Raw genomic sequence first — 14,323 nt, 5'->3', positions numbered from 1 at the left:
AGTTGGTCGCCAACTCATCCGTGATGTTCACTCGTTCGAGTGGCCGGGTGGGCGATGTGCGGCTCTCTCCCCAACACGCTGCAAAGGTCTGAGGCGGTACGAGGGAGCAGGGGGCGTTTACTTGTTGACCGGCCGTTACCTCGGCCACACGAGTAGACGAGCAGAAGCACACGTACAGGATTGCGAGCACCGGTGCAGAAGAAGCGGTCTCGGAAGAACGGCACCGCCGCCGACGGCCCGGCCCCCGCAGGACGCCGCGTCCGCGTGCGCCGCAGGCTGGTCGTAGGTGTGGCCGTCGCCGGCCTCACCGTCCTCGCGGCAGGCAGCCCCGCCGTCATCTCCGCATCAACCGAACTGAACGACTCCCAGCGCCTGGTCACCCTCGCGGAACGCACCCGGCAGACCCTCACCCTCGCGCACCTGCTCGGGGACGAGCGCGACGCCGTCGTCGAATACGCCGCCAAGGGCCGGCCCGGCGCCGCCAAGGGGCCCGTCCAGGAGCGCGCCGCCCGAACCGACCGGCAGCTCGGCGAGGTTCAGGCCGAGGCCGACGAGGAGACCGCCCGCGCGATCGCCCGCATCCGGGCCGTCCGCAGCGAGGCCGTCGACGGCAAGGGCAGCGCCCTCGCCGCCCACCAGGCCTACGCGGGCGTCATCGCCGAACTCCAGGCCCCCGGCGACCGGCTCGCCGAGCTGACCCCGCCGCGCGCCGGGGCCGCCCTCAGCACCACCCGCCCGCTCGCCCCGCTCGGCCAGGCCGTGGAACAGGCCTCGGCCACCCGTGGACTGCTGCTCGCCGCGCTGGCCGTCCCCCGCGGTGAGCAGCTCCCCAACTCCGCCGTGGTCGACGAGCTCACCGCCGCCGCCCAGCGTGCGCGCGTACGGGAGCAGGCCGCCCTGGACGACTTCGCGCGGGCCGCGCGGCCCGACGTGCGCCAGACCCTCGCCGCGACCGTCACCGGCCCCGAGGTCAAGACGGCCGACGACTTCCTCAAGCGGCTCACCGACCGGCCCACCCTGACGGCCGCCGACCGCAAGGCCGACGGGCCCACCGTCGGCGCCGCGCTCACCGCCCGCATCGACCGCATGCGGTCCGTGGAGTCCACCCTCGCGGGCCAGCGGGCCACCGCGCTCGCCTCCCTGCGCGACGACGACGTGACCCGGCTGGAGACCCTGGTCGCCCTGCTGGGCGTGCTGTTCCTGGTCGCCGTCGGCGTCTCGACGGCCGTGGCGCGGTCGCTGACGCGGCCGCTGTCGGTCCTGCGCCGCGGCGCGGAGCGGCTGGCGACGCCGGAGGGCTCGGTGGAACCGGTCCGCTTCACCGGCCGCAACGACGAGTTCGCCGAGGTCGTACGCCACCTGAACGCGGTGCGCGACCAGACGGTCTCCCTGCACACCCGGATCGCCGGACTCGACGCCGACCGGCGGCGGATCATCGGCCGCAACGAGGCGCTGAGCTCCAGCCGGGACGTGCTGGAGGAGGAACTGACGAAGCTGCGGACGGGGCTGGAGGAGCACCGCCGCATCGTGTCGACGACCTCCGTCTCCCTCTCGCTGCGGACCCTGGGCCTGGTGGAGCGCCAGCTCGCGGTCATCGAGGAGCTGGAGTCCAAGGAACAGGACCCGGACCGGCTCGCGACCCTCTTCAAGCTGGACCACCTGGCGACGGTGATGCGCCGCCACAACGAGAACCTGCTGGTCCTGGCCGGTCAGGAACACGGCCACGGGCAGGGCCTGCCGGTGCCGCTGGTCGACGTGATGCGGGCCGCCGTCAGCGAGATCGAGCGCTACGAGCGCGTCGACCTCGCGGCGCTGCCCTCGTACACCCACGTCGCGGGGCACGCGGCCGACGACATCTCCCACGTGCTGGCCGAGCTGCTGGAGAACGCGACGACGTTCTCGCCGCCGGACGTCAAGGTCAAGGTCTCCGGCCGGCTGCTGGACTCCGGTGACGTCGTGCTCTCCGTCGTGGACGAGGGCATCGGGGTCACCGAGGACCGGCTGGAAGCGCTGAACTCCCGGCTCTCGACGCCCGAGGCGTACGACGAGGAGCCCGAGTCGGAACACGGCCTGGGCCTCGGCCTGTACGTGGCCGGCCGCCTCGCGGCCCGGCACGGGGTCACCGCGGAGCTGCGCGCCCCGCGCCACGGCGGCACGGAGGCCGTGGTCGTCGTACCGGCGTCCCTGCTGCCCGCCGCCCCGCCGATGTCGCCGGTCCACACCCTGGCCACCCCGGGCGGGCCCGCGCTGCACCTGCCGGGCGTGATCGCGGAGGCGAACGAGAACACGCTGCCGTCGCGCCCCCGCGGCGCCCACGCCGCGCACGAGGCCGAGGTGCCCGCCGCGTCGGCTGCCGCGGAGGCGGACCACGCGGCTGCGGCGCAGCCCGCGGCGAACGCCGCCGCCGACGACGCCGCCGACGACGCCGTCGGCACGGCCGCGCCTGACGCCGCGCAGGCCGCTGACGCGGGCCTGCCGCCCGCCGACCAGGTGTTCACCGTGCCGGCCCCGGCGCCGGAAGGGGCCGCCGCCCCCGTCGAGGAGATGCTCGCCCGGGTCGTCCCCGACGCGGACGCGGGCGCCTTCCAGGTACGGGAGAGCGCGCCGGAGCCGGACCCGCACAGCCACGCCCCCGCCGAGGGGAACTGGCTCCCCCGCCAGGGCAGCCACCCCGCCGAGACGGAGCCCGCGACATCGGCCGGAACACCGGCCGCGGCGCAGGACCGGCCCGGGCACGCCCCGGAGGCCCTCACCGACAAGGGCCTGCCGAAGCGGACCCCCCGCAACGTCACCGCGGTCCGCGCGCCCGCTGACGCGGCACCGCCCGCCGCCCCGCACCGCGTGGACGCCGACGAGCTGCGCCGCCGCCTCGGCGGCTTCTACCAGGGGGCCCAGGACGGGCGCCGCGTCGTCGCCGCCGAGTTCGCGCAGGACCAGGGCCAGGCGCTGGACCAGCGGCCGGGCCAGGACCAGGACCAGGACCAGGACCAGGGGCGGGGGCAGGGCCCGGACCGGGGCCACAGCAAGACCGACCAGGGGGACACCGCACAGGAGGCACGCACATGACCGCGCCCAGTACGTACGGACTGAGCACCCAGGCCCGCAACCTGCAGTGGCTGCTGACCGACCTGGTCGAGGAGGTACCCGGCGTCAACTCCGTCGCCGTCGTCTCCTCGGACGGGCTGCTGCTCCTGTCCTCGGACCCCGGGGCGGGCACCGGCGCGGCCGAGCAACAGCCCGAGCGCAAGGGCCCGCGCGGGGCCTGCGCCGACCTCGCCACCATCGTGTCGGGCCTCGGCAGCCTCACCACCGGCGCCGCCGCCCTGATGGACACCGGCTCGGTCAAGCAGACCATGGTGGCGATGGAGCACGGCTCCGTCTTCGTCATGGCCATCAGCGACGGCTCGCTGCTGGGAGTGCACGCCACACCCGACTGCGACATGAGCGTCGTCGCCTACCACATGGCCCTGTTCGTCGGCCGAGCCGGCCACGTCCTGACCCCCGAAGTCCGCAGCGAGCTGCGCCAGTCGATGGAGAACACCCCGTGAGGAGTCCGGCCTCCGACCGGCTGCCGATACGCGGAGCCGACCGCCGCCCCGCCCGCGTCCGCCCGTACTCCCTCACGGGCGGCCGCACCCGCTTCACGCACGTCCTGCTGGTCGAGACCTTCGTCGCCGCCCTGGACACCAAGGCGTCGGAGCCCCAGAAGCCCGACCGCATGCCCGAGATGCCCGCCATCGTCGAGGTCTGCCGCCGCATGCGCACGATCGCCGAGATCGCCGCGCTGCTGAAGCTGCCGCTCGGCGTGGTCCGCGTACTCGTCAGCGACCTCGCGGACCAGGGACGGATACGCGTCTACGGGACGGGCCACGGCACGGGCCGTCCCGAACGCGCGCTGCTGGAAAGGGTGCTCAGTGGTCTTCGCCGTCTCTGACAGCCAGGTGCCCCTGCCGGAGGCCGACGACGAACCGGTCCAGCCCTGGCAGTACGACCGCTCCCGCGCCCCCGTCGCCGTCAAAGTGCTGGTCGCGGGCGGCTTCGGCGTCGGCAAAACCACCTTCGTCTCCTCCGTCTCCGAGATCACCCCGCTGCGCACCGAGGCGGTGATGACCCAGGCCAGCGCCCCCACGGACGACCTGTCCGCGACGCCGGAGAAGAGCACCACCACCGTCGCCATGGACTTCGGCCGCGTCACCCTCGACGACGATCTCGTCCTCTACGTGTACGGGACGCCGGGCCAGGAGCGGTTCTGGTTCATGTGGGACGACCTGGTGCGCGGCGCCATCGGCGGCATCGTGCTGGCCGACACCCGCCGGCTGCGCGACTGCTTCCCGGCCCTCGACTACTTCGAGAGCTGCGGACTCCCGTACGTCGTCGCCGTCAACCACTTCGAGGGCTCGCGGTCCTACGAGCCCGAGGACGTCCGCGAGGCGCTCTCCATCGCCCCCGGGGTGCCCGTCGTGATCATGGACGCGCGGCGCCGCCGGACGGTGGTCGAATCCCTGCTGACCCTGGTGGGCCACGCCCTGGACAGCACCCCCGAGTAGAGCAGCCCGAACGCAGCAGCACCCCCGCACCCCGCACCCCCGAACAGAGAACGTGAGAGATGCGCAAGATACTTGTCGTGGGCGCCGGCCAGTCCGGTCTCCAGCTCGCCCTCGGACTCCAGTCGAAGGGGTACGAGGTCACCCTCATGTCCAACCGGACGGCGGACGAGATCCGCACCGGGCGGGTCATGTCCACGCAGGTCATGTTCGACACGGCGCTCCAGCACGAGCGCGACCTCCAGATCAACTTCTGGGAGCAGCAGGCCCCGAAGATCGAGGGCCTCGGCGTCTCCGTCGCCGCCCCCGACTCCTCCCGCGCCATCGACTGGCTGGGCCACCTCAAGGGGTACGCGCAGTCCGTCGACCAGCGCGTGAAGATGGCCGGCTGGCTGGACACCTTCGTACAGCGCGGCGGACAACTGGTCGTCCACGGCGCCTCCGTCGCCGACCTGGACTTCTTCTCCCGTACGTACGACCTGGTGCTGGTCGCCGCCGGCAAGGGCGAGCTGGTCTCGATGTTCGGGCGGGACGCGGCGCGTTCCCCCTACGACGCCCCGCAGCGCGCGCTGGCCGTCTCCTACGTGCACGGGCTCGGGCCGCGCCCCGAACACCCGCAGACGGAGGCCGTCCGCTGCAACCTGGTCCCGGGTGTCGGCGAACTGTTCGTCATGCCCACCCTGACGACCTCCGGGCGCGCGGACATCCTGTTCTGGGAGGGCATCCCGGGCGGTCCGCTGGACGTCTTCACCGGCGTCAAGGACCCGGGGGAGCACCTGGCGCTCACGCTGGAACTGATGGAGAAGTTCACGCCCTGGGAGTACGCGCGGGCCACGAAGGTGGAGCTGACGGACGCAGGCGGCACGCTCGCCGGCCGTTACGCGCCGGTGGTCCGCAACCCGATCGGCCGCCTGCCGGGCGGTGGGCTGGTGCTGGGCGTCGCGGACGTGGTCGTGTCCAACGACCCGGTCACCGGCCAGGGCGCGAACACCGCCGCCAAGTGCGCGGCCTCCTACCTCTCCTCGATCCTGATGCACGGCGACAAGCCGTTCGACGAGGCGTGGATGAAGGCGACCTTCGAGAAGTTCTGGTTCACCACCGGCAAGCCGGTGACCCAGTGGACGAACGCGATGCTGGGCGTCCCGCCGGAGCACGTCCTGAACCTGATCGGCGCGGCCGGGCAGCTCCAGCCGGTGGCGAACCGATTCGCCAACGGCTTCGACAACCCGGCCGACTTCGACGCGTACTTCTACGACCCCGAGGACGCGGCGGACTACCTGGCGGAGGTCTCCTCGGCCGCGGGCGCCGCGCCCGAGGACTCCGCCTCCTCCGGGGCCTCCTCGGCGGAGTAACCGGCGTCGTCCCCTTCCGTCGCCGCCCCGGCGTCCGCGGGCAGCGGCGGAAGGGTGAACTCCGTCAGCGGGGTCCCGTCGGGATCCGGCCGCACGGCCCCGAGCAGCGGATTCGCGGCGATCGGCGAGAGCTTGACCTTCGCCCCCGGCCGCGGCGCCTGGATCACCTTGCCGTCTCCGACGTACAGGCCCACATGGGTGGCCTTGGGGAAGTAGACCACCAGGTCCCCGGGCCGCAGCTGGTCCAGCGGCACCTTCGGCAGCCGGGCCCACTGCTCCTGGCTGGTCCGCGGGATGACCCGCCCCCCGTGCGCCCACGCCTGCGAGGTGAGCCCGGAGCAGTCGAAGGACCCTGGCCCCTCGGCGCCCCACACGTACGGCTTGCCGATCTGGGCGGCCGCGTACGTGAGGGCCGCGCCGCCCGCCGCCGTGGGCGTCCCGGTACGGGCCGGCAGGCGGCCGGAGTCCACCAGGTCGCGCTGCGCCGCGGCCGTGTCCTCGGCCTCCTTCGCACCGATCCGCGCCAGCTGCTCCGGGGTCAGCGAGGCCAGGACCCGCTCGACCTCCTTGAGCTGTGCGGAGACCTCCTCCTGGTGACGCTTGCGCCGGGCGGCCAGGGCCTGCTGGGTGTCCAGCACCTTGCGGGCCCGCACGGCGAGCACGTCGGCCTCCCGCTCGCCGCGCCGGAGCCGGTCCAGTACGCCGGCCCGCCGGGCGCCCTCGCGGGCGACGAGCCGACGCTGGTCCAGGGCGGCCTGGGGGTCGCCCGCGAGCAGCATCCGGGCGTAGGGGGACAGGCCTCGCGTGGCCTGGTACTGCTCCCGGGCCAGCCGCCCGGCGAGGGCCTTCTCGGACGCCAGGGCGGTACGGGCCTGACCGAGCTCGGTGGCGCGCTGCCGCTCCTCGACCTGGCCGGACTTGAGGGCCTCCTCGGTGGCGTTGTAGGCCTCGGTGGCCTCCTCGGCCTTCTGGTAGAGCCCCTGCAGACGGGTGAGCAGGACCCCCACGGACTCCGTTTCGGGCAGCCCCGGCTCGGCGCCGGCGTCCGGAGCCGGCCCGGCGACGAGGAGCACTGCGGCGATACAGGCGGCGCGAAGCGGCCGATGTGACATGCGATCACCTCCGGGACGAGACGCCCGATGCTGCCACGAGCGATATGACAAATCGCCCAGGCGGGTCAGGGGTCGCGCGCCGGCCACCCGGTTGGGGGTACAGCTTTCAATCCCGCAGCAGGCGCGCCTTGGCCGACGCGAACTCCTCCGGGGTGAGCAGGCCCTCGCGGGCGAGGACGGCCAGTTGGGTCAGCTCCGCCGCCAGGCCCGTCCGGGGCGCCGGTCCGCCTGACGGTTCCCCCGGTGGAGGGAACTCCGAGAAGCCGGCCTCCAACCATTCCCCGGGCTCCGGCTCGGGCTCCAGGTCCGGCTCGGGCTCCGGTTCCAGCTCAGGCTCCAACTCCGGCTCCGGCTCGCGCCTCGGTTCGGCCCGCTCGATCCGCTCCGCCGGCCGCCACCGCACCCCGTGCCGGGGCTGGTCCGCCACCACTCCCTGCGCGGATCCCGCCGCCCGGGCCAGCAGGCCCTGGAGCAGCGGACGGCCCGCAGGGCGGTCCGCCGAGCGGACCGTCACGCCCACCGGTCGGATGAACATCACGCCACCCCCGTCCGCGGGTCCGAGGCCATCCGGTCCAGCGGGATGCGGACCGAGCCGACGATCCGCCCGCCCGCCGCCCGTACGGCGATCGCCGCGTCCTCGGCCCACACGTGTTCGACCACCAGCAGCAGCGCGCAGCTCCCGCGCTCCAGCAGCCCCGCGGCCTCCTGCACGTCCTCCGGCCCGATCAGCCGTGCCACGTCCCGCCCCGTCAGCAGCCCGTGCAGTTCGACGAACTCGTCGAACTCGGCCGCCAGCACCTCGCCCGCCGCCGTCTTCGTCGCGAGGAGACCGTCGATCAGCCGGACCACCCCGGCCTTGCGCAGCCCCATCACCGCCTCGACCGCCTGGACCCGCAGCTGCTCCTCGGGAAAGGCGAGGACGATGAATTCCACAGGTCCCATAAGGCTCGGCTCCTGATTGCGACCGTTTCTGACGACTCTTCGGCACACTATGACATAAGCGGACATACCATCCGCCGGCTTGCTACGTTTGCCGTATGACCGCTCTGACGGCGAAGGTGACGGAGCCCGCCCCGCCCCCGCCTCCCGACGCCCGCGCCCCCATGCGCCGCGGCGTCGAGCTGACGCTCCTCGCCGGAGCCGTCCTGATCGCCGTCCTCGGTCACCTCCACGTCGGCCTCGCGACCGCCGGGCACGTCCCCGGCTCCGCCGCCCGCTACGCCGCCGGCCTCGCCGCGGCCGCCCTGATCGCGCACCTCGCCGTCCGGCTCAGGGCCCCGTACGCCGACCCCCTCGTGCTCCCGATCGCCGTCCTGCTCAACGGGCTCGGACTCGTCCTCATCCAGCGGCTCGACGCGACCACGCCCGCCCACCTCACCGCCGGGGACCAGCTCCTGTGGTCCGGGCTCGGGTTGGCGCTCTTCGTCGCGGTCGTCGCGCTGCTGCGCGACCACCGCGTCCTGCAGCGCTACGCGTACCTCTCCGTGGCCGCCGCCCTGGTCCTGATGCTGGTGCCCGTCTTCTTCCCGGCGGTCAACGGCGCGCACATCTGGATCCGGTTCGCGGGACTGTCCTTCCAGCCGGGGGAGTTCGCCAAGATCCTGCTCGCCGTCTTCTTCGCCGCGTACCTCGCCGCGAACCGCACCGCCCTCGCGCTCACCGGCCGCCGGCTCTTCTGGAAGCTGCGCCTCCTTCCCGGCCGGGTGCTCGGCCCGATCCTCGCGATCTGGCTGCTCAGCGTGGGCGTACTGGTCCTGGAGCGGGACCTGGGGACCTCGCTGCTGTTCTTCGGCCTGTTCGTGATCATGCTGTTCACGGCCACCGGGCGGATCGGCTGGATCGCGATCGGGCTGCTGCTCGCCGCCGTCGGCGCGTACGCCGTCGGGACGTTCGAGCCGCACGTGCACAGCCGCGTGGAGGACTGGCTGAATCCCTTCGCGTCCATCGAGCGCGGCGAAGGCCCCGGCCAGCTCGCCCAGTCCCTCTTCGCCTTCGGCGCCGGCGGCCTGCTCGGCGCCGGGCTCGGCCACGGCCAGTCCTTCCTCATCGGCTTCGCCGCCAAGTCGGACTTCGTCCTCGCCACCGCCGGCGAGGAGCTCGGGCTCGTCGGCCTCACCGCGATCCTGCTCCTCTACGGGCTCCTCGTGGCCCGCGGCTTCCGCGCCGGGCTGTCGCTGCGGGACCCGTTCGGGCGGCTGCTGGCCACCGGGCTCGCATCGATCGTCGCCCTCCAGGTCTTCGTCATCGCGGGCGGAGTCACCGGGCTGATCCCGCTCACCGGCATGGCCATGCCCTTCCTGGCGCAGGGCGGCTCCTCCGTCGTCACCAACTGGATCATCGTCGCCCTGCTGGTCCGGCTCAGCGACAGCGCCCGCAGACCCCGCCCCGCACAGGAGCCGGCCGAGTGATCCGCTACATCCGCTGGTGCGCGTACTTCTGCGCGGCCCTGCTCGTCGCCCTGCTGGTCAACATCACCCGCGTACAGGTCTGGGAGTCGGCCGGCTACGGCGCGAACCCGGCCAACAAGCGCCCCGCCATCGAGCGCTACGCGCAGCCCCGCGGGGACATCCTGGTCGACGGCCGCCCCGTCACGGGCTCCCGCGACAGCGGCCAGCTGCTGCGCTACGAACGGACGTACGAGAACGGCCCGCTCTATGCGCCCGTCACCGGCTTCTCCTCCCAGACGTACGGGACCAGCTTCGTGGAACGGGCCGAAGACGCGCTCCTGTCGGGCACCGACCCGGGGCTCTCCGCCTTCCCGCTCTGGTACGACCTGGCCCGCGGCCGCCCGGCCGGCGGGAACGCCGTCACCACCGTCCGCTCCGGCATGCAGACGGCCGCGTACGTCGGGCTCGCGGGCAAGCGCGGGGCGGTGGCCGCCGTGGAACCGGCCACCGGGAAGATCCTCGCCCTGGTCAGCAGTCCCTCCTACGACCCCTCCGTGCTCTCCGGCACGGGCGAGAAGGTGAAGGAGGCCTGGGCCGCGCTGAACGCGGACCCGGCCCGGCCGATGCTCAACCGGGCGCTGCGCGAGACCTACCCGCCCGGGTCCACCTTCAAGATCGTGACGGCGGCGGCCGCCCTCGACGCGGGCGTGGTCTCCGACGTGGACGCGCCGACCCGGACCCCCGACCCGTACCCGCTGCCCGGGACCAGCACCCTGCTGCCGAACGCGGGCACGGGCTGCGAGGACGCCTCGATGGCCGACGCGGTGCAGTGGTCCTGCAACACGGTGATGGCCAAGATCGGCGTGCAGGTCGGGCTGCGCGGCATGGTGGAGGCGGCGCGGCGCTTCGGCTTCAACGGCGACGGGCTGCGGGTCCCCTCGTGGGTGTCCCGGTCGAACTTCGACACCGACATGAGCCAGGACCAGCTGGCCCTGTCCTCGATCGGCCAGTTCAACACCAAGGCCACACCGCTGCAGATGGCGATGGTGGCGGCCGCGGTCGCCAACGGCGGTGAGCTGAAGGCTCCCTACCTGGTGGAGCGCACGACCCAGGACAACGGCTCCCCGGTCCGTCGCGGCAGCCAGCGCAGCCTGGGCCGGGCGATGAGCCCGGTCACCGCGCTGCGCCTCCAGGAGCTGATGGTGAAGGTCGTGGAGAACGGCACGGGCCGGAACGCGGCGATCCCCGGCGCGGTGGTCGGCGGCAAGACCGGCACCGCGCAGCACGGCGTCGGCAACGCGGGGACCCCGTACGCGTGGTTCATCGCCTGGGCCAAGGCGGAGGGCGAGGCGGTGCCGTCGGTCGCGGTGGCCGTGGTGGTCGAGGACGCGGCCGCGGACCGCGGGGACATCAGCGGGAACCTGGCCGCCGCACCGATCGCGCGGGCGGTCATGGAAGCGGCCCTGGCCACGCGCTGACGGCGCGGCCCGTTCCCGCTGCGGCTCCCGCAGCCGCCCGGCTACGCGTCGGCGCCGTCCGAGATCGCCGCCTCGACCTCCGCCACCCGCTCCGCCTCCTCGGCCGCGAACCGTTCCCGGTCCAGGGCCTCGGCGATCTCCTCGTCCTGGCTCATCAGCAGGTCCAGGTTCGAGTCGCCCATGTCGAAGACGCCCATGTCCAGATACGCCCGCTGGAGCCGCTCGCCCCAGAGCCCGATGTCCTTCACGCACGGCACGATCCGGCTGAAGAGCAGCTTGCGGAACAGCTGGAGGAACTCGGCCTCCTCGCTGTACTGCTCCGCCTCCTTCTTCGGGATGCCGAAGTTCTCCAGCACCTCCACCCCGCGCAAGCGGTCCCGCATCAGGTAGCAGCCCTCGATCACGAACTCCTCGCGCTCGCGCCGCTCGGCGTCCGTCAGCTGCTTGTAGTAGTCGCGCAGGGCCATCCGCCCGAATGCCACGTGCCGGGCCTCGTCCTGCATCACGTACGCCAGGATCTGCTTCGGCAGCGGCTTGTCGGTCGTGTCGCGGATCATGCCGAACGCGGCCAGCGCGAGCCCCTCGATGAGCACCTGCATGCCCAGGTACGGCATGTCCCACCGCGCGTCGCGCAGGGTGTCGCCGAGCAGCGCCCGGAGGCTGTCGTTGACCGGGTAGAGCATCCCGACCTTCTCGTGCAGGAAGCGCCCGAAGATCTCGGCGTGCCGTGCCTCGTCCATGGTCTGGGTGGCGGAGTAGAACTTCGCGTCGAGGTCCGGCACGGACTCGACGATGCGGGCGGCGCACACCATCGCGCCCTGCTCACCGTGCAGGAACTGGCTGAAGTTCCAGGAGGCGTAGTGCCGGCGCAGCTCGCCCTTGTCCTTCTCGGTGAGCTTGGCCCAGTGCCGTGTCCCGTACAGCGTCAGGGCCTCGTCCGGGGTGCCGAGCGGATTGAAGGGATCCACCTCGATGCCCCAGTCGATGCGCTTGGCGCCGTCCCATTGTTTGTCCTTGCCCTTCTGGTACAGGGCGAGGAGCCGCTCGCGGCCGTCGTCGTATTCCCAGCTGAAGCGGGCGGAGCCGGTGGCGGGCACCTGCCAGACGGCCTCGCGCGGGTGGGTGGTGTAGAGCTCGTGCGTCGACATTGACGCCCCCTCGTCTCACGTACTGCGGTGTGGGACCGGATAGTTGGCAGGGTCACACGTTGGTAGACGCCGGGTCAACAAGTCGTGCGCGGGGGATTGACGGCCTTGCTGACAAGCAGTCTCATAACTGGTGACCGCCGGAAACCCGATGACGAGGTGTCCCCGCCATGACGACCGTGCCGACCGAACGAGCCGCGCTCAGGGACGCCCTCGGCCTGCTCAAGGACCGTGAGCAGATCGCCGAGCGCCTGCTCGAATCCTCGGCCAAGCACTCCTTCGACCCCGACAAGGAACTCGACTGGGAAGCCCCACTCGTCGAAGGCAAGTACTACTGGCCGCCGGAGCTGCTCTCCCTCTACGACACCCCGCTCTGGCGGAAAATGGGGGAGGAGCAGCGCATCGACCTCTCCCGCCACGAGGCCGCGGCGCTCGGCTCGCTCGGCATCTGGTTCGAGATCATCCTGATGCAGCTGCTGGTCCGTCACATCTACGACAAGTCCCTGACCAGCAATCACGTCCGTTACGCCCTGACCGAGATCGCCGACGAGTGCCGCCACTCGATGATGTTCGCCCGGATGATCCAGAAGTCCGGCGCCCCCGCGTACCCGGTCTCCCGCCTCAACCACAACCTCGCGCGGGTGCTGAAGACCATCTCCACCACCCCCGGCTCCTTCGCCTGCACCCTCCTCGGCGAGGAGATCCTCGACTGGATGCAGCGCCTGACCTTCCCGGACGAGCGCGTCCAGCCGCTGATCCGCGGGGTCACCCGCATCCACGTGATCGAGGAGGCCCGGCACGTCCGCTACGCCCGCGAGGAACTGCGCCGCCAGATGCTGACCGCGCCGCGCTGGGAGCAGGAGCTCACCCGCATCAGCTGCGGCGAGGCCGCGCGCGTCTTCTCGCTCGCCTTCGTGAACCCGGCCGTCTACGACCACGTCGGCCTCGACCGCCGCGAAGCCGTCGCCCAGGTCCGGGCGAGCGGCCACCGCCGGGAGGTCATGCAGAGCGGCGCGAAGCGGCTCACCGACTTCCTCGACGACATAGGCGTCCTGCGGGGAGTCGGCCGCAAGCTGTGGCAGAGCTCGGGCCTCCTGGCGTAGCGCGCCCCGGCCGTCGGGTCGTCCCCGCGCTGCGGTCTTTCTTTCGGACCGGGCCGGGCGTCGCGTCAGGCCGGCCCTGCGCCCGCGGGGCCGATCGGAAAGAGAAGGCCGCGCGCGCCCTGCGTGGGGCTACCCTGCGGACATGACCGTACGCGCCTACCGCAGGCTGAGCGTCGAGGAGCGGCGAGCCCAACTCCTCGACGCCGCCCTCTCGCTGTTCGCGCACCGGGCGCCGGAGGAGGTCTCGCTGGACGACGTCGCCGAGGCCGCCGGGGTCTCCCGCCCGCTCGTCTACCGCTACTTCCCTGGCGGGAAACAGCAGCTGTACGAGGCCGCCCTGCGCTCGGCGGCCGACGTCCTCAAGCTCTGCTTCGCGGAGCCCCAGTACGGCCCCCTGACCCAGCGCCTCTCCCGGGCCCTGGACCGCTACCTCGCCTTCGTCGACGAGCACGACGCCGGCTTCGCCGCCCTCCTCCAGGGCGGCAGCGTCGTCGAGACCTCCCGCACGACGGCCACGGTCGACGGCATCCGCCGGGCCGCCGCGGAGCAGATCCTCTTCCACCTCGGTGTCCCGGCCCCGGGCCCCCGGCTGCGCATGATGGTCCGTACGTGGATCACGGCGGTCGAGGCGGCCTCCCTCATCTGGATCGACGAGGGCAAGCAACCGCAGACCGACACCCTGCGGGACTGGCTGCTGGACCAGTTCATCGCCCTGCTGACGGCCACCGCCGCCACGGACCCGGAGACGGCCGCGGCCGCCCGCGCCGCCCTCGCCCTGGAATCGGCGGACGGGCCGGTCGGGGTCCTGGCCCGCCGCGTGATACCGGTGGTCTCCGAGGCGGCCCACCTGCTGTGACACTGGTGGGGTGAGAAGCGAACCGACCCCGTTCGAGGGCGGCCCGATGGACGGCCGGGTCCTCCCGATCCTCCTCGGCCCGACCGGCCACCCCCCGAAGTGGTACGAGATCCCGGTCCCGTCGCAGGACGGCGGTCCGCCGACGGTCCTCCTCTACGAACGCGTCCCGGCGGGTTACTCCAAGCGCCTGGGCCTCCAACAGGGCTGGAAATACCTCCACCGCCCCACGGGCACCAAACCCAGACCGCGCTGGCCCTGGACGAAGACCCCGCGGGCGTGAGCGCTGGGCCGGCCCGGGTGTGACCGCCGGGTCGGCCCGGGCGTGACCGCCGGGTCGGCCCGGGCC

The 14,323-nt window shown here is 72.8% G+C and carries 14 protein-coding genes; 10 read left to right on the top strand and 4 right to left on the bottom strand.

The window, feature by feature from the left end; all coding sequences use genetic code 11:
• Positions 1 to 192: 192 nt before the first annotated feature.
• From ACF059_RS01825 to ACF059_RS01805, 5 genes are read left to right on the top strand one after another with little or no spacing between them, the layout of a single operon-like run.
• Complete coding sequence (locus tag ACF059_RS01825; RefSeq protein WP_392050086.1) at positions 193 to 3,066, top strand: nitrate- and nitrite sensing domain-containing protein; 2,874 nt, start codon at positions 193 to 195, stop codon at positions 3,064 to 3,066.
• Positions 3,063 to 3,548: a roadblock/LC7 domain-containing protein gene (locus tag ACF059_RS01820; protein WP_366865103.1), complete on the top strand. Its 486-nt coding sequence runs from the start codon at positions 3,063 to 3,065 to the stop codon at positions 3,546 to 3,548. The genes ACF059_RS01825 and ACF059_RS01820 overlap by 4 nt, the downstream gene beginning before the upstream one ends.
• The gene (locus ACF059_RS01815) at positions 3,545 to 3,934 is read left to right on the top strand and encodes a DUF742 domain-containing protein (protein WP_360888306.1); all 390 of its coding nucleotides are present in this window, start codon (positions 3,545 to 3,547) and stop codon (positions 3,932 to 3,934) included. The genes ACF059_RS01820 and ACF059_RS01815 overlap by 4 nt, the downstream gene beginning before the upstream one ends.
• A complete protein-coding gene (locus ACF059_RS01810; protein ID WP_392050083.1) occupies positions 3,915 to 4,547 on the top strand; it encodes an ATP/GTP-binding protein in 633 nt (210 codons plus the stop codon). Before ACF059_RS01815 ends, ACF059_RS01810 begins: the two co-directional genes overlap by 20 nt.
• 59 nt (positions 4,548 to 4,606) lie before the next feature.
• Positions 4,607 to 5,896: a styrene monooxygenase/indole monooxygenase family protein gene (locus ACF059_RS01805; protein WP_392050080.1), complete on the top strand. Its 1,290-nt coding sequence runs from the start codon at positions 4,607 to 4,609 to the stop codon at positions 5,894 to 5,896.
• Here ACF059_RS01805 and ACF059_RS01800 read toward each other — a convergent pair.
• From ACF059_RS01800 to ACF059_RS01790, 3 genes are all read right to left on the bottom strand, one after another.
• The gene (locus ACF059_RS01800; protein WP_392050077.1) at positions 5,818 to 7,008 is read right to left on the bottom strand and encodes an NlpC/P60 family protein; all 1,191 of its coding nucleotides are present in this window, start codon (positions 7,006 to 7,008) and stop codon (positions 5,818 to 5,820) included. The genes ACF059_RS01805 and ACF059_RS01800 overlap by 79 nt on opposite strands.
• A 106-nt stretch (positions 7,009 to 7,114) precedes the next feature.
• On the bottom strand, positions 7,115 to 7,543 hold the full coding sequence (locus ACF059_RS01795; RefSeq protein ID WP_392050074.1) for a hypothetical protein: 429 nt from the start codon (positions 7,541 to 7,543) through the stop codon (positions 7,115 to 7,117).
• Positions 7,543 to 7,950 (bottom strand): DUF6325 family protein, encoded by a 408-nt coding sequence (locus tag ACF059_RS01790; protein WP_361938620.1) that lies wholly within the window; start codon positions 7,948 to 7,950, stop codon positions 7,543 to 7,545. Before ACF059_RS01790 ends, ACF059_RS01795 begins: the two co-directional genes overlap by 1 nt.
• A gap of 95 nt (positions 7,951 to 8,045) precedes the next feature.
• Between ACF059_RS01790 and ACF059_RS01785 the strand changes: the two genes are divergently transcribed.
• Together ACF059_RS01785 and ACF059_RS01780 are read left to right on the top strand one after the other, a co-directional pair.
• Positions 8,046 to 9,416 (top strand): FtsW/RodA/SpoVE family cell cycle protein, encoded by a 1,371-nt coding sequence (locus ACF059_RS01785; RefSeq protein ID WP_392050071.1) that lies wholly within the window; start codon positions 8,046 to 8,048, stop codon positions 9,414 to 9,416.
• A complete protein-coding gene (locus tag ACF059_RS01780) occupies positions 9,413 to 10,873 on the top strand; it encodes a penicillin-binding transpeptidase domain-containing protein (protein WP_392050068.1) in 1,461 nt (486 codons plus the stop codon). Before ACF059_RS01785 ends, ACF059_RS01780 begins: the two co-directional genes overlap by 4 nt.
• 41 nt (positions 10,874 to 10,914) lie before the next feature.
• Here the strand turns inward: ACF059_RS01780 and ACF059_RS01775 are convergent, their stop codons facing one another.
• A complete protein-coding gene (locus tag ACF059_RS01775; RefSeq protein WP_392050065.1) occupies positions 10,915 to 12,021 on the bottom strand; it encodes a ferritin-like domain-containing protein in 1,107 nt (368 codons plus the stop codon).
• 167 nt (positions 12,022 to 12,188) lie between these two features.
• Between ACF059_RS01775 and ACF059_RS01770 the strand changes: the two genes are divergently transcribed.
• The 3 genes from ACF059_RS01770 (at position 12,189) to ACF059_RS01760 (ending at position 14,257) form a co-directional block, all read left to right on the top strand.
• Complete coding sequence (locus tag ACF059_RS01770; RefSeq protein ID WP_361938612.1) at positions 12,189 to 13,121, top strand: diiron oxygenase; 933 nt, start codon at positions 12,189 to 12,191, stop codon at positions 13,119 to 13,121.
• 142 nt (positions 13,122 to 13,263) lie between these two features.
• Positions 13,264 to 13,977: a helix-turn-helix domain-containing protein gene (locus ACF059_RS01765; protein WP_366865091.1), complete on the top strand. Its 714-nt coding sequence runs from the start codon at positions 13,264 to 13,266 to the stop codon at positions 13,975 to 13,977.
• A gap of 10 nt (positions 13,978 to 13,987) precedes the next feature.
• Positions 13,988 to 14,257, top strand: coding sequence for a hypothetical protein (locus ACF059_RS01760; protein WP_392050062.1), 270 nt, complete (start codon positions 13,988 to 13,990; stop codon positions 14,255 to 14,257).
• Positions 14,258 to 14,323 lie beyond the last annotated feature (66 nt).

This window comes from Streptomyces sp. NPDC016562 (genome assembly GCF_043076955.1).
In the GTDB taxonomy this organism is placed as follows: domain Bacteria; phylum Actinomycetota; class Actinomycetes; order Streptomycetales; family Streptomycetaceae; genus Streptomyces.
This window is presented reverse-complemented; position numbering and strand designations above follow the sequence as displayed.

Bases quoted from the DNA above. Each gene is read 5' to 3' on its own strand.
- ACF059_RS01795 (WP_392050074.1), bottom strand. From the start codon at position 7,543: ATGTTCATCCGACCGGTGGGCGTGACGGTCCGCTCGGCGGACCGCCCT.
- ACF059_RS01790 (WP_361938620.1), bottom strand. From the start codon at position 7,950: ATGGGACCTGTGGAATTCATCGTCCTCGCCTTTCCCGAGGAGCAGCTG.
- ACF059_RS01785 (WP_392050071.1), top strand. From the start codon at position 8,046: ATGACCGCTCTGACGGCGAAGGTGACGGAGCCCGCCCCGCCCCCGCCT.
- ACF059_RS01805 (WP_392050080.1), top strand. From the start codon at position 4,607: ATGCGCAAGATACTTGTCGTGGGCGCCGGCCAGTCCGGTCTCCAGCTC.
- ACF059_RS01775 (WP_392050065.1), bottom strand. From the start codon at position 12,021: ATGTCGACGCACGAGCTCTACACCACCCACCCGCGCGAGGCCGTCTGG.
- ACF059_RS01820 (WP_366865103.1), top strand. From the start codon at position 3,063: ATGACCGCGCCCAGTACGTACGGACTGAGCACCCAGGCCCGCAACCTG.
- ACF059_RS01800 (WP_392050077.1), bottom strand. From the start codon at position 7,008: ATGTCACATCGGCCGCTTCGCGCCGCCTGTATCGCCGCAGTGCTCCTC.
- ACF059_RS01765 (WP_366865091.1), top strand. From the start codon at position 13,264: ATGACCGTACGCGCCTACCGCAGGCTGAGCGTCGAGGAGCGGCGAGCC.
- ACF059_RS01770 (WP_361938612.1), top strand. From the start codon at position 12,189: ATGACGACCGTGCCGACCGAACGAGCCGCGCTCAGGGACGCCCTCGGC.